Raw genomic sequence first — 13,334 nt, 5'->3', positions numbered from 1 at the left:
GAATACTATTAACTGTGTAGCTCACTAACTATTTACCCTGTTGCGAATTACCTTATCGGGAATTACGCCGCTGTATTGCCCGATATTGCATCTCAATGCCACACCAGGGGGCGCTGGCGCTAAATCTGAACCAATAATGACGAGTACGTCGCCCCCAGCCCAACGCTGACTAACAGCACCTTGTCGCCAGTGTGGAGCGCCTGTTGTTGCTGCAACTGACGCAGGTTGATGAAGGGGTCTGCGCCGAAACAATGGCCGTAAACAGAAATGTTATCCAGAAAAATGCGCTCGCGTGGAAACGGCAGCAGCTGTGCCAGCCGATGCCACGATGACCGATTGACATTGTGTGGCGCTATCCAGTCCAGTTCACGAATGTTAAGACCTGCTTTATCCAGCGCGGCATAGAGATGCTGGCGGGTAAAATCAATATAGTGCTGACCAAAGTCGGAGGTTTCATCGGCATCGAAGCCGGTCTGTACACTAAAGCGGCCATCCTGCCCGGTATAACGGCTCAGAATCGCCGGGCCGCGCCCGCGACGACTGAGCAAAACGGCGCAGGCCGCTTCCCCCATCAAGGTGGTGTCACGAATCAGTTTAACGCGTGGATGAAACGCTTTTTCGCCGATGAGCATCAGGCCGAATTCATCTGGGGCAAGCTGTTTGAGCAGCCAGTCGGCTGCGGTCAGCGGCGTTGCGCAGTGCCCCATGGTCAGGCTGGCGAATTCGACATGCGCGGGAAAATGGCTGAGCCAGGCGGGCGAATGGCTGGCGTGCTCAAACACGCGCACGCCCGGCACCGTGTGGCAATGCACAACGTGACTGATGGCCGCAAACGCCTGGGGCTGGCTGGCCTGCATTTGCACTATCACCGGTGTGAGCAAATCGTCGAGCGTACCGGGGCCACCGTGGAAGCGGCGTAAGCCATAAAAGCGCTCGAACATGCGGATATCCAGCGGGTTGAGGCCAACTTCCCCGGCAACCTCGCTGAGTGACTGGACGACGGGGGGAAATGAGACCTCAATCGCCTCAAGGTGTCCTAGCATGAGTACACTCCTGGCGGGGGTAAACGCGGGATCGCTGTCACTCTGGCGCGAGACGCCAAGGCACTCAGTGGCATCACAACCTCCGGCGCAACGTAGCGTAGCGGTATAGCACCGGTACGGCATCTTCGTTTGCGCTAATGCGCACGAGGGGATCGTGCAGATACAGCACGGCATTGTCGTCGTCGAGTAACGTACTGGCGAGCGAGTGGGCAGACAGCGCAGCACCTTGCGCCTTCATCCCCTGGCTGTGCTGAAAACCCGGCGCAGCATAGAGCAAGCTTTGCAGTAACGGCGTGCGGAACTGATAAGGCACGCCGCAATACTCGTAAAGCAAGGTTGCACGAGGGTGTATTTCACAAAACCGGCGGCAAAGCGTAATGACCTGAGCGGCATGCAGGCCCGTGGCATCGTGTTGACAGGGCGAGTGAATAAACCAGGGGAGGTTTACATCAAGCTGGTTTAGCCTCAGCCACGGGCTTAACTGCGTCGCTTGTGCCGGGGTCAGTCTGCGCACCTGTGTGGCGACGCTCAGCGTGCCGGTTTCCTGTATAACCGTGCTCCCGACGGCAGACAGTATGCTGTCGATAACCTGCACCGCCACGCTACGCTCCCCGATAACCGTGATTGAGCAGATGGATAAAGGTCGTGCCTTCGGTGTATTCCAGTGCCTTGACATCCCGTAAGGCTTTGGCAAGGCGAGGGTATTGCGCCAGCGCGGCGGGTGGCGCGTGGTGCACGACATTGAGCACCACCTGCTCTGCGACCCGGGTGGCGGTAATTTTGGCCAGCCCGGCTTCGCGCCCGCACGGCTCGCCTCGTTCAATGCGTTCACAGATAAACCGGGCCTGAGCCAGTGCCGCCTGCAACTGACGTTGCGCTTTTTGCCGCCACTGGCTGCGTGGGGTTGCCCAGCGCTGTTGCAGTGATAAATCCAGTGCAGCACGGGCAACGCCCAGCGCGATCGCCCCGACGCACGGGCGCAGTGAATCAAATGTGACCATCGCCGAGCGGGCAAAGCGCTCGGTGGGTTTCAGGTGTTGCCCCAGCAGGGCGTTATCTGGCACGAACAGATTACGAAAACGCAGGTGCGACACATTACAACCGGGCACACCGTGTATCGGGATGCGCTCGGCCTCTACCCCCTCATCGTGGCGTGGCGAGAAGATAAACACGTTGATGCCCAATGGGCCGGGGGCCGTGCGCGCAAAAACCACGCCGATGTCCGCCACGACGCCATTACCTATCAAATATTTCTCACCGTTGATAAGCCAGCCGCCATCGGTTTTCACCGCATGGGTTTGGATATGCTGGGCATCGCTGCCGGCCTCCGGCTCCGTCATGGCAAAACTGCTCCAGGTGAGCTCCCGTTTAAATGCGGTGAAGAACGCTTCCTGTTGCGCCTGTGTGCCCATGTTTTCCACGACCAGCGCCGCCATACCCGGCCCCGGCGCGGCAAACAGTAAATTGGGGTCAATATAGCCGAAGGATTCATACAGCTCACAGCGTAACGGCAGTGGCAGCGCCCTGAGCGCGGTGTCATGTTCCGTCAGCCAACTGACCGGCTGAAAATCAGCGGGCACACCGAGGGTGTTGAGCATTGGGGCGAGCGAGTATTGCGCGGTGATGCGTGCTTTGTCCGGGTCGATATCAATTTGCCCGCCTAAATGACGCCCTTCATGCAGGGTATCTTCAATGAGCTGTTTGAGCGGCAGCAGAAAACGTTCAGTGTCATTCATGCGGTTTCTCCCAACGCAATCAGTTGGGTGCTGCCAGACATAATCTCCATGATACCGGCCTCGGGTTTATACAAATGGCTGGCCAGCGGGCCTTGCGGGTAGGCATGGAACGGGCGCGTTAACGCCAGCCAGCCTTCTGCACGCAGTTGCTGATACTTTTGTTCAAAGTCACTGACTTCAAAACAGATATGGTAAGGCAGGCAGGCTTTGTTCTCTTTTTCCAGCAGGCCGTTTAACAGCCGGTTTTCTGGCAGGGGTTCGACCAGCTCTATTTGCATATCGCCATCGGCGGTATTCATGAAGGTGACATAAATTTGCTGGGCGGTCACTTTTTTACGGTGCACGGCGATGTGGGGGAAGAAGGTGGCCATTGCTGCAATGGTGGTATCGCTATTCCTGACGATATATCCAAGATGGCTGAATTTCACGACTTTTCCCCCGTCATTATCCTTTATGACAGACTACCGATACCCGGTGTTTTTTTTTATGCCTGCTTGCAGGTCGTCACGCGATTTTTACCGTTATCGCGCTGTCTTTAATCGATTGCCGCCACCTCGGCCTGATACTGGCGCATTAACGCCACCCGGTCGGTTTTGCCATGCAGCGTCAATGGAAACGGGCCGGTAAAATGAATGATGCGTGGCACCATATAGGCGGGTAAACGCTGTGCCAGTTCATGGCGCAGGCTGGCACGCCGCTCGGCGGTGTCCGGCGCGAGGTGTAGACACAAAATCAGGTCTTTGATGGTGGTGGTGTTTTTTTCTGTGAGCACCACCGCTTGTTGTACCGCGTCTAACTGGCGGGTAACGGCTTCAATATCACCGGTTTCTATGCGATTTCCCAGCCATTTTATCTGCCCGTCATCACGGCCTTTCACGAAGAGCTGACCCTGACTGTCGAGATACCCCTGATCGCCGGTACGGTAATAGCGCCCGGCAGGGCCATCACCAAATAGCGCATTACGCGGGTCGGTTTCTGGCAAATAACCGGGACTGATTTGCGGGCCATACAGCACAATTTCACCCACGGTGCCAGAGGGGACGGGGTGCTGTTGCGCGTCAATGATGCCCAATTGGTTGTCGCCACAAGCGCATCCTAATGAGAGCGGCGGTGAGGCAGGTAGATTATCCAGACCTATCGGGGCGGCATGTGTCATACAGGCGGCTTCTGTCGGGCCATAGCAATGCAGAATCTCTGCCTGAGGGAAACGTTCGTGTAGTGTCGTGGCCAATGCAGGCAGCAGCGCCTCGCCGCCAATGGCAATCTTTTTCAGGTTAGGCAGTGAGTGCTGGCTAAATTGCGCATCTGCACACATTAATTCAAGAAAACCCGGCGTGGAAAACCAACTCTCCACCTGTATTGCGGGCGAAGCCAGCAGTGACAGGTTCTTACGCGGGCGAATGTTATTGCGGTGGTCGAGCATGATGAGGGTTTTACCCGCAGCCAGCGTCAGAAACACATCCATTATCCCCAAATCGAATGACAGGCAGGCATGGTTGACGTGCGCGCCCCGAGGTTCAGGGTGGAGTAATGGTAATGCCCAGCGCGCCAGTGCTTCATAGTTGCCACGGCTGATTTTCACACCTTTGGGCTCACCGGTTGTGCCGGATGTGGTCAGTACATACAACAGGGTTGATGGTTCAGCCGCCTGCGCGGGGCGTAATGGCGCACGCTCTGCCAGCGCATCGGTCATCTGTGTGGGGAGTGCCGGAAATGCGCTGCCCTCTGGCGGCAAACATGTCAGTAGTATCAAGTCAGCCTGTGTGACGCTGGCTATCCGCCCGATACGTTCGGCGGGGTTGGCGATATCGGCAAAGGTAAACGTCATCGCTTCAAACGCACAGGCCAGCATGGCAGCGGCGGCATCAAGCTGCTTGTGGCCGTAAATCAGCACGCAGTGCGGCTTATGCGCGCGCAGCACCTGACGAATGGCCTCAATGCGCAAACCCAGCGTGGCAAAGCTGTAGCTGCCGCTGTCGTTGATGATGGCCAGTTGCTGTGGTTGCTGGCGGATGTGCGTTTGTATCGGGTCAAGAACTGACGAAAACATAGCGTTTGCCCTTGTCGATTGCCTGCTCTGTCACGCGCAGGCGATCGAGCTTACTGTTGTGGTTAAGCGCTGCCTCCTCTACCGGATACCAGAATTTCGGCACCATATAGACCGGGAAATAGCGGCGCAGGTAGTCGGCTAATTGCGGGAAAATATCAGGCTGGTCAGCGAGCACGAATGCCTGTAGTCCCTGAGCAACACCGCGCAGCAGCCAGGGGGTGACGATGGCATCCTGCACCAGCGGATGCGCGCGCAGCGCATTTTCAATATCGCTGATAACGACGCGATAACCCTGAATTTTCAGCTCGCTGTCTTCCCGGCCATGAAAATAGAGCAGGCCATCGCGCAGCGATCCGATATCACCGGTGCGATAACCGCGCACGCCGCTGGCATCGGTAAAAAAGCGCGCCTGTTGTGCCGGGCTGGCATTGAGATAGCCTGCGCTGACGGCATCACCGGTAATGATGATTTCACCGCGTGCGGCTTCGCCCTCGATACGCAATGTGACGCCAGGCCGGGCTGTGCCGAGCGGTAGTGGTGCGTCGTGCTCCAGCATTGACGGCGTGATGTCACAGGCGCTGACTGCCACGGTACACTCGGTCGGGCCATAGGTATTAACGAGGCGGCAGCCGGGAAACGCGTGCTGCAATGCCTGCACCAACTCTTTGCTCAGCACTTCGCCGCAAAAAATAAATTGGTTAAGCGCGGGCAGGTTTTGCTGGCAAAACGATTTATCACGCAGGTAGTTACGTGTTAGTGACGGCGTGCTGACCCAGGTTTGGGTTCCGGCATCGGCGTGACGGGCGATCATTTTGCGGGTGTTGATGACATCCCGGTAATCCAGTACGCACAGCGGCTGGCGGTAATACCAGGCGAGCCACAGCTCGTATTGGCTGACGTCAAAACAGTAGCGAATATTGCCACTGACCGGGCCGGGGTCGGCAAAGTGTTCAACGGCCCAGCGCACAAAATGGGCCAGATTCGGGTAGCTGACCTGGATCCCTTTGGGCGCGCCAGTGGTGCCGGAAGAGAACATGATATAGGCAATGCCGCTCACCTTTTTATGGCCAAAGGCGTGCTCCATGTGCTGGCAGAGTGCGGCGAGCGTCTGGGGAGTGTCGGTATCCGGCATCCTCGCTTCACTGAGTACCGTGGCGAGGATAACCGGCAAGCCACACTCAGGTGCAGCGTGCTCGCTGGCGTTTAACAGCAGGCCGGCCTGAATACCGTCGGCGATAAAGCGCAGCCGTTCAGCGGTATTGTCGTTTTCTACCGGCACCACCGGGTGGCCGGTGAGCAGGCAGGCCCACCACCCTGCCAGACTTGCCGGGTGTTTGTGACCATACAGCAGCACTGGCGCGGGCTGTGGGTGTCCGCTTGCCTGATGGTGGGCCTGGAGTTGCGCAGCCAGCGTCAGGGCGCTGTGGTAGAGCTGGTGGTAGCGGAGATCGCCGTTCACGCTATACGCCGCAGCGCTCTGCACGCCATCAAAGCGCGCAAACAGCGAAACCAGATACTGCCATGCGGCTACTGTGCACAAGATAGGTCGTGCTCCCGTTGTGCGTGGATGAAGCGGTCAAGCGAGTCGATGGTGGTGATGTGCTGGGTGTCCAGCATCACCGGGTCAATCGATAACCCGGTTATCATCTCTTCAAGGTACATCATCAGCTCAATGAAGATGCCGCTCTCAAACCCCAGGTCCCGCTCCAGATCGGTATGCGGATGCAGCTCCGACAGATCATCGGTTTCCAGCACCATGCCGATAGCTTTCACGATATAAGGGTAATAGCTTGCCGCGTTATCGGGCAGCACACTGGTGCTGGTTTCAGGTGATTTTGCTGACATAAATAGGGCTCCATCAGGCCGGGCTGCGTTGCGCCGCTGTGCGGCCCGCAACCAGTTGTTCTTGCAGCAGGGTACGGTGAACCTTGCCGTTGGGATTAAGCGGGAATTGCGCCATCAGGCAGATACGGTGTGGCACCATGTGCGACTCCATCTGGCTTTTGCACCAGCCGGTTAGCGCTTTTTCATTCAGTTCGCCCTGTGGCACGATGCAGGCGACGATTTCGTCACCGTAGACCGGATGCGGTACACCGATAACGGCCACCTGAGCCACCTGCGGGTGGCGGCTGAGTACCGTTTCCACCTCTTTGGGTGAGACTTTTTCGCCGCAGCTTTTCAGCATGTCATCGCGTCGGCCAATGAAATAGAGCAACCCGTTTTCATCCAGCCGACAGATATCGCCGGTGTATAACACCTGCTCACCCGGCAGCAGGCCGGGGCGCAGCTTCTCACGGCTTTTTTCTTCATTGCGCCAGTAGCCGCACATCACGGTGGCCCCACGGATCACCAGCTCGCCGGTAGCATTGCGGGTGTGGCGCTTGCCGTTGTCATCCACCACCCACAGTTCGGTATTCGGGATGGCAATGCCGACACTTTGCGGGTGGCTGTCGAGGTATTCCGGTGGCAAATAGGTACAGCGGTGGCACTCGGTCAACCCGTACATCGAATAAATGCGCGCCTGCGGGAAGTGCTGTTGCAACTGTGCGATGTCTGCCGGGTGCAGGGCAGCGGCGGTATTGGTGACGGTGCGAAGGGTGGAGAAATTATAGCGCGATGCCAGTGGCGTAATCAGGCGCAGCATGGTTGGCACAATCGGCAGCACGGTGGCCCGCAGCGCCACCATACGTTGCAGCGACAGCAACGGGCGGCGGAAATCAGGCTCGATTATCAGGGTGCATTGCACCACGGCAGCCATGATCATCTGATACAAGCCGTAGTCGAAGCTCATGGGGATCATCAGCATGATACGGTCATCGTCACGCAGTTGCAGGTAGCCTGACACGGAACTGGCGGCGGTTATCATATTGCGGCGGCTGAGCATCACCCCTTTGGGCTGGCCCGTGGAGCCGGAGGTGTAAAGAATGCAGGCTAAATCAAGGTCAATACCGCCGGGCTGTTGGTGTTCGCAAATGCGGTAGGGTTCGCAGACGAGTGTGGCGGCAATTTCCTGGCTGACGCAGACCCGCGTCTGGCGGTTGTAATGCTGCCAGTGCTCGCAGGCTTGGGCCTTGGTGATTTCATCGCCAAGCGTGGCATCCGCGATCAGCAGGCGGCAGCCTGCGTTATCCACCAGCCAGCTCAGTTTGTCAGCCTTGGTTTCCGGGCTGAGTGGAATAAAAATCGCGCCCAGATACTGCAATGCCCAGAAATAGAGTGCGAACGTCAACGAATTGGGCATGTAGACGATGACCCGATCGCCTTTTTCTACCCCCTGCGCGCCGAGGTAATCTGCCAGTTGGCGGGCTTGCAGACGTAGCATGAACCAACTGATTTCACGCTCCGGGTCGATAATCGCGGTCTTGTTGGCGGCCTCTTTCGCGGCCCGGTCAAGCCAGACGGTCAGGTGGGTAACGTTTGTCATGATGCATCCTTATCCGAGAGGGGGAAGGCAGTCAGGCTGCCTGTCACCGTCAGGTTGATAGCGTAAAATACACGCCGTGAGGTGGCGTATTTCCGGCACCACCAGCAGATAACGGCCGCCCGGCCGGGCCTGTTGTTTCAGGCTGACGAACGGAGCGGCGCACAGCAGCGCCTCGGGCAGGGCAAGCGTTGGCACGCTTTCGTCTGCGCCCGTAACCGCGGCCAGCAGCGACGGGCTGGCGACCAGCGTGAGCGGCCAGTCATCCGCGCCGGATAAGGGGGACGGGGTTATCTGCTCAAGTAGTGAGGCCAGCGTGCTGGCCGTCGGGCCGCCGGCCTCATAGGGCTGGCGGTAATAACCTTCAAACACCAGCCCGCTCGCCTGCTCCGGGGGGCGCGCTTCCAGCCGAATCAGGCAGCCGGTGTTTTGCGGTGCCAGCGCGGCCAGTGCGTCACTGGTGTAGGGCGCGCGTGCCTGATCGGCAATCATCAGCAGCGCCGTTGGTGGCGTCGCTTTGGCCTCATGGCCCAGATATTCGTTGATGGTATGGAGCGCAAACAACGGGGCTGCCTGCGCCCGGTCAGACACCGAAAAGCCAAATGCCTGCGGCGCATCGCAGGCGTGGATCAACGCATTGGTCACTGCGCAGCCCAGTTCGCTGTCTGGTGTCCAGTGCGCCAGCACCACCATATCAAGCTGGCTTGATATCACGGGCCGACGCGCCTGAAGCTCGGGCAAGAGAGCCAGCGCCATGGCGCTAAAACGGTGTGGTTCGCTGTTCAGCCAGCGCAGCAACGTGTCTGGTTCGGGTTGACGTGTGTCGTGGTGGGAGTGGAAAAACGCCTGTAAATAGTCGGCCATCAGCTCCGCATTTGCGTGTGGAGCCAGCAGGTTTGTCTCTTCATCGCGAAAAGTACGCCATACCACCTCATCGGGCTGAAAGCACAACGTCATGATGGCTCCTTGTCGGGAAGCGGTGCGTCGAGCGAGACCGGTTGCTGGCGTGCCAGTAACTGCGCGGTGGTTTCCGGCTGGCGGATAAGCGTCAGGTGTGTGCCATCGACCATCACCTCTGCCGGTGCGCCAAAACTTAAAAACGCACCTGGTGAGGCCGTCAGACCATAGGCACCCGAATGGGTAATACCGATAAGGTCGTTCACCTCGAGCATCGGGAGCGGCACGTTATCGCCCAGCAAATCGGTAGGGGTGCACAGCGGCCCGCTGATTTGGTAAGTCTGAACGGGCCGCCCGTGATTATCACCAAGACGCAGCAGCGGAAAGTTTTTACGCCGCAGGCTGTTAAGCCCGGCGGCGGCACTGTGGCAGTTAGCCCCGCCGTCACACACTGCAAAGGTTTTACCACCCGCAGTTTTTAACGTGTTGACCCGGGTGACGAAGATACCCGCCTGCGCGACCAGATAGCGCCCCAGTTCGATGACGATTTGTGTGGCGGGAGCCTGCTGGCGGAATGCTGCCATGACCGGAGCCATTGCTTCGCCCAGCGCTGGCAAATCCAGCGGTGTTTCTTTCGGGTAATAGGGCACGCCGAACCCGCCACCCACATCGACAAAATCCAGCGTCAGGCGGTAGCGATCGCGCAGTGTCAGCGCCAGTTGCAAAATATTGCGTGTATTGTCAGCAATAGCCTGAGCATGCAGGATCCGGGTGCCCAAATAGACGTGAAAGCCGCAAAGGTGGATGTTTGGCCAGCGGTGCAGACTATCGAGCACCGTTTCGACGGTTTCCTGCGTCATGCCGAATTGCGTTGGTTTACCACTCATCACCAGCCGGGCATGTTCGCTGCTAAAATCAGGATTAATGCGTAATGCCACCGGTTGTACGGTATGCGCTTGCGCGGCCAGATGGTTGATGTTGTCCAGTTCGGTGACGGATTCCACGACAATGGCGCGAATGCCGCAATCAATGGCCCGCGTCAGCGCGTCCAACGATTTCCCCGGGCCGACATAGAGAATGTGCTGTGGCAAAACGCCTGCCGCCAGGGCGGTTTCCAGCTCGGCGGGGGAGCACACCTCGCATCCGGCTCCCTGCCCGACCAGTGTTTTGACGATGGAGAGCGTGGGGTTGGCTTTCAGCGAGTAATAAATGGCGGTTTCGCGCGGCAGGTATTGCCAGAGTTGCGTGAGCTGCTGGCGTAGCTGGCGGGCGCTGTAGGCATAAAAGGGGGTTGCGATGCGACGAGCTATCTGCGCAATGGCAACCCCTTCCAGATAGCCATCGGCTAAAACCGGTACATGAACCGGATCAGCCATGATGGAGCCGCTCACGCAGAAAACGGGTCAGGCTGGCCAGATCCTGGAATGCATCGAACACCCGATCATCGGCCAGATTGAACAGATCGCCACGCAGGCCATAGGCCGCCTCGCAGTGGTCGCTTAAGACTGCAATCAGGCTGACGATGTTAATAGAGTCGAGCAGTCCTTCTGCGCCAAACAGGGTAGAACCTTCAAAAATGGCTTTAATTCGCCCGTTATCAATGCCAATCGCGACCAGTTTATCACGCAGCAGGGTGTGTAAGGTTTCATCATCATGATGAGTGACCAGCGCATGCTCCATTCCATTCCCCTTTATTCAGTGTTTCTCCGGGGAAGTATAAAACTTGCGGCAGGCTGGCGTTTTGTTTGAGATTGCACGCGATGACATACGTCACCGCAATGGTATAAAGCAGGCATAGTATCTTCTGATGGCTGCAATATCGTGTATTTTCACCGTTGATGTTTACCACACGGCCATTCTTCGCCAGGTATTGCAGATGAGACGGTTGTAAGAGATAAAAATACCGTTATAGGCAATAGACGAGTGTGGAAAAGAAAGTGCAGGGAAAAATGAAGAAGGGAATGAAGAGGACAATAGAGAAAAAAACGACCTTTCTCTCTCTTATCAACCACGAGATGGCGGTAAGAGAGAGAAGGGTTAACAATAATTAATTTCGCGTGCTTCGCTGTTGCAGGTATGTCAGCTAGCCTTATCACCTTATGGCGGCATACTTTGACTATGCCGTCACCAGTGGTTCGATAACTGACGTCCTGCAATCTGAAATTTATTTGGCACGCAACAAAAAAACTAACAGATATTCCCTGGTGTAAGCCAATTTGGCTTTCCGTTCTTTAAGAAAGAGCGGATTTTTTATTTTGGTGCTTGATATTATTTTTTGAAAATTCTAAAGATTTTGAATCCGGAAAGATAGTTAGACTTAGGTATAGGTTGATACTATACTTTCGTGCCGTTATGGTCAGTTTGAACTGCGTACTCGGTTTTAGGAGAGTTAGATGTCTATATCATTCTCTAACGTTGACTTCATCAATAGCACAATACAGAGCTATCTTAACAGAAAGTTAAAGCGCTATGGCGATCTCAAGTACGCCTATTTGATCATGAATAAGAAGAAACCTACTGACGTGGTGATTATCTCTAATTATCCACCAGAGTGGGTTGAGATATACAGGGACAATAATTATCAACATATTGACCCGGTCATTTTAACGGCTATCAATAAAATCTCGCCATTCTCCTGGGACGATGAGCCGGTGATCAGTTCAAAGCTAAAGTTTGCAAAGATATTTAATCTCTCAAGAGAGTATGACATTGTCAGTGGCTATACGTTTGTCTTGCACGATCCGAGTAATAACCTTGCTGCACTGTCAATTATGATTGAAGAAAATCGCATTCAGGAAATGGAAGATATTATTCATAATAATAAAGATAAGCTGCAAATGCTGCTTATTTCTGCTCACGAAAAAATCACCTCTCTTTACAGAGAGATGAATCGTAATAAGCATCACCATAAGTCTCAGGAGGTGGATCTCTTCTCCCAGCGTGAAAATGAAATTCTATACTGGGCTAGCATGGGGAAAACGTATCAGGAAATTTCGCTGATTCTCGGGATTACCACCAGTACGGTAAAATTTCATATTGGTAATGTCGTTAAAAAACTGGGTGTGTTAAATGCCAAGCATGCAATCAGGCTTGGCGTTGAGATGAATCTTATCAAGCCAGTGGAACCAACAAAGGCAAAGTCGTAAGCCGCTCGGTTTCCACGGCTGTCATTTGCGTAATGCGTTCAATCAAGGCGAGACGGCTCTCGTCATCGGCAGGCAGCAGCAGCAGGTAAATGCGCTCCTGCTTTTCTGATAATCCTTGCTCTATAACAGAAATTTGCCAGCCGGACCGTTTTAATAAGGTGAGCATTGGGTGACTGACAATTGTCAGTATACCGTCATAATGGTATTTCCTGGCGTAATTGATCATGGCAAGGAACAACGTCAGGCAGGCAGGATTACGTGTGCCGATAAGATGTCTTACCCGGTCGCGATCGACAAAGAAGCGACTGGATTCAATATAGTTCCCTTCGGGAAGGGCGAGCGTGTTAAAGTAAGAATAGAACGTGCCGGTAATCATGTTAGGGTATTTCATTTCAATAAATCTGACACTGCAAACGACTTTCCCCTCTTTGACACCTAAAAGATAGGTCGTATTCTCATTGTCATATTCATCAAATTCCATGCCATTAATACAGTTAACACGCCAGTCTAGCCTATCTTTAAATGTCTCCTTACGTAGCGTAAACACCTCGTCTAGCTTGTTATTTGACATTAAGCTAAAACTCACATCAAATATTTCTAACATTTGTCCCCTGTTATCACTTTTATGTCTTTTCGCACGGAAGCTTGTTTGATGGGATATATGGTAACGTTTTTATCACTTACTTTTCCAGAGTGATTATTTTTATCTATTTAAGAAACTTTTTGCTTTATTAGTTGACATATTATTTCCATATGTACCTTAAGGTTCGCTCTGGTAAGCCATTTTTTATTGAATCGGGCTACTGATGTTCTGTGATCCAGCACTCATAAATAACGTTATTATTTCAGTAATGGCAGGATGTTTTCTACCTGATGAGCAAGACGGTTGTTATCGGCATGATATGCGGCGATAGCCGATGTTGAGTACCCGTAAACTGGTGGTGCCGATGTGTGCATGATGTTGGAAATAAAGTTTCGTTATCATAATAAATAAAAATATTAGATTGGTAATTATCTGCTGTCCTTGTCATTGAATACGAC

13 protein-coding genes are annotated in these 13,334 nt (G+C 54.7%); 1 reads left to right on the top strand and 12 read right to left on the bottom strand.

All coding sequences use genetic code 11. The annotated features are described in order from the left end of the window. Window positions 1-119: 119 nt before the first annotated feature. From DAQ1742_RS19620 to DAQ1742_RS19570, 11 genes are all read right to left on the bottom strand, one after another. A complete protein-coding gene (locus DAQ1742_RS19620) occupies window positions 120-1,043 on the bottom strand; it encodes a 3-oxoacyl-[acyl-carrier-protein] synthase III C-terminal domain-containing protein (RefSeq protein WP_035339031.1) in 924 nt (307 codons plus the stop codon). A 73-nt stretch (window positions 1,044-1,116) separates the two neighbouring features. Next, the gene (locus DAQ1742_RS19615; protein ID WP_232046565.1) at window positions 1,117-1,644 is read right to left on the bottom strand and encodes a hypothetical protein; all 528 of its coding nucleotides are present in this window, start codon (window positions 1,642-1,644) and stop codon (window positions 1,117-1,119) included. 1 nt (window position 1,645) lies between these two features. Continuing rightward, the gene (locus tag DAQ1742_RS19610) at window positions 1,646-2,779 is read right to left on the bottom strand and encodes an acyl-CoA dehydrogenase family protein (RefSeq protein WP_035339033.1); all 1,134 of its coding nucleotides are present in this window, start codon (window positions 2,777-2,779) and stop codon (window positions 1,646-1,648) included. Further along, entirely contained in the window at window positions 2,776-3,207 is a 432-nt protein-coding gene (locus DAQ1742_RS19605; protein WP_035339035.1) for a VOC family protein, read from the bottom strand. The genes DAQ1742_RS19610 and DAQ1742_RS19605 overlap by 4 nt, the downstream gene beginning before the upstream one ends. A gap of 107 nt (window positions 3,208-3,314) precedes the next feature. Next, complete coding sequence (locus DAQ1742_RS19600) at window positions 3,315-4,829, bottom strand: AMP-binding protein (protein ID WP_035339037.1); 1,515 nt, start codon at window positions 4,827-4,829, stop codon at window positions 3,315-3,317. Then, on the bottom strand, window positions 4,810-6,369 hold the full coding sequence (locus DAQ1742_RS19595) for an AMP-binding protein (RefSeq protein ID WP_035339039.1): 1,560 nt from the start codon (window positions 6,367-6,369) through the stop codon (window positions 4,810-4,812). Before DAQ1742_RS19595 ends, DAQ1742_RS19600 begins: the two co-directional genes overlap by 20 nt. Next, on the bottom strand, window positions 6,357-6,674 hold the full coding sequence (locus DAQ1742_RS19590) for an acyl carrier protein (protein ID WP_051123975.1): 318 nt from the start codon (window positions 6,672-6,674) through the stop codon (window positions 6,357-6,359). The genes DAQ1742_RS19595 and DAQ1742_RS19590 overlap by 13 nt, the downstream gene beginning before the upstream one ends. 13 nt (window positions 6,675-6,687) lie before the next feature. Beyond that, on the bottom strand, window positions 6,688-8,253 hold the full coding sequence (locus DAQ1742_RS19585) for a class I adenylate-forming enzyme family protein (RefSeq protein WP_051123976.1): 1,566 nt from the start codon (window positions 8,251-8,253) through the stop codon (window positions 6,688-6,690). A gap of 9 nt (window positions 8,254-8,262) precedes the next feature. Beyond that, window positions 8,263-9,207 carry a hypothetical protein gene (locus tag DAQ1742_RS19580; RefSeq protein ID WP_035339044.1) on the bottom strand — a complete coding sequence of 315 codons (945 nt, stop codon included), beginning with the start codon at window positions 9,205-9,207 and terminating at the stop codon, window positions 8,263-8,265. Next, window positions 9,204-10,523 (bottom strand): type III PLP-dependent enzyme, encoded by a 1,320-nt coding sequence (locus DAQ1742_RS19575; RefSeq protein ID WP_035339046.1) that lies wholly within the window; start codon window positions 10,521-10,523, stop codon window positions 9,204-9,206. The genes DAQ1742_RS19580 and DAQ1742_RS19575 overlap by 4 nt, the downstream gene beginning before the upstream one ends. Further along, entirely contained in the window at window positions 10,516-10,827 is a 312-nt protein-coding gene (locus DAQ1742_RS19570; RefSeq protein WP_035339048.1) for a hypothetical protein, read from the bottom strand. The genes DAQ1742_RS19575 and DAQ1742_RS19570 overlap by 8 nt, the downstream gene beginning before the upstream one ends. A gap of 713 nt (window positions 10,828-11,540) precedes the next feature. On the opposite strand from DAQ1742_RS19570, the gene DAQ1742_RS19565 reads away from it, so the two are divergent. Beyond that, entirely contained in the window at window positions 11,541-12,293 is a 753-nt protein-coding gene (locus DAQ1742_RS19565) for a helix-turn-helix transcriptional regulator (RefSeq protein ID WP_035339049.1), read from the top strand. Here the strand turns inward: DAQ1742_RS19565 and DAQ1742_RS19560 are convergent. After that, window positions 12,259-12,897: an acyl-homoserine-lactone synthase gene (locus DAQ1742_RS19560; RefSeq protein WP_035339051.1), complete on the bottom strand. Its 639-nt coding sequence runs from the start codon at window positions 12,895-12,897 to the stop codon at window positions 12,259-12,261. The two genes, DAQ1742_RS19565 and DAQ1742_RS19560, sit on opposite strands and share 35 nt — an antisense overlap. Between the last annotated feature and the right edge of the window lie 437 nt (window positions 12,898-13,334).

The sequence above is a fragment of the Dickeya aquatica genome (assembly GCF_900095885.1).
Classification (GTDB): domain Bacteria; phylum Pseudomonadota; class Gammaproteobacteria; order Enterobacterales; family Enterobacteriaceae; genus Dickeya; species Dickeya aquatica.
This window is presented reverse-complemented; position numbering and strand designations above follow the sequence as displayed.

Excerpts from the sequence above, each read along its gene's own strand:
- DAQ1742_RS19620 (WP_035339031.1), bottom strand. The coding sequence starts at position 1,043 with ATGCTAGGACACCTTGAGGCGATTGAGGTCTCATTTCCCCCCGTCGTC.
- DAQ1742_RS19610 (WP_035339033.1), bottom strand. The coding sequence starts at position 2,779 with ATGAATGACACTGAACGTTTTCTGCTGCCGCTCAAACAGCTCATTGAA.
- DAQ1742_RS19600 (WP_035339037.1), bottom strand. The coding sequence starts at position 4,829 with ATGTTTTCGTCAGTTCTTGACCCGATACAAACGCACATCCGCCAGCAA.
- DAQ1742_RS19590 (WP_051123975.1), bottom strand. The coding sequence starts at position 6,674 with ATGTCAGCAAAATCACCTGAAACCAGCACCAGTGTGCTGCCCGATAAC.
- DAQ1742_RS19585 (WP_051123976.1), bottom strand. The coding sequence starts at position 8,253 with ATGACAAACGTTACCCACCTGACCGTCTGGCTTGACCGGGCCGCGAAA.
- DAQ1742_RS19580 (WP_035339044.1), bottom strand. The coding sequence starts at position 9,207 with ATGACGTTGTGCTTTCAGCCCGATGAGGTGGTATGGCGTACTTTTCGC.
- DAQ1742_RS19575 (WP_035339046.1), bottom strand. The coding sequence starts at position 10,523 with ATGGCTGATCCGGTTCATGTACCGGTTTTAGCCGATGGCTATCTGGAA.
- DAQ1742_RS19570 (WP_035339048.1), bottom strand. The coding sequence starts at position 10,827 with ATGGAGCATGCGCTGGTCACTCATCATGATGATGAAACCTTACACACC.
- DAQ1742_RS19565 (WP_035339049.1), top strand. The coding sequence starts at position 11,541 with ATGTCTATATCATTCTCTAACGTTGACTTCATCAATAGCACAATACAG.
- DAQ1742_RS19560 (WP_035339051.1), bottom strand. The coding sequence starts at position 12,897 with ATGTTAGAAATATTTGATGTGAGTTTTAGCTTAATGTCAAATAACAAG.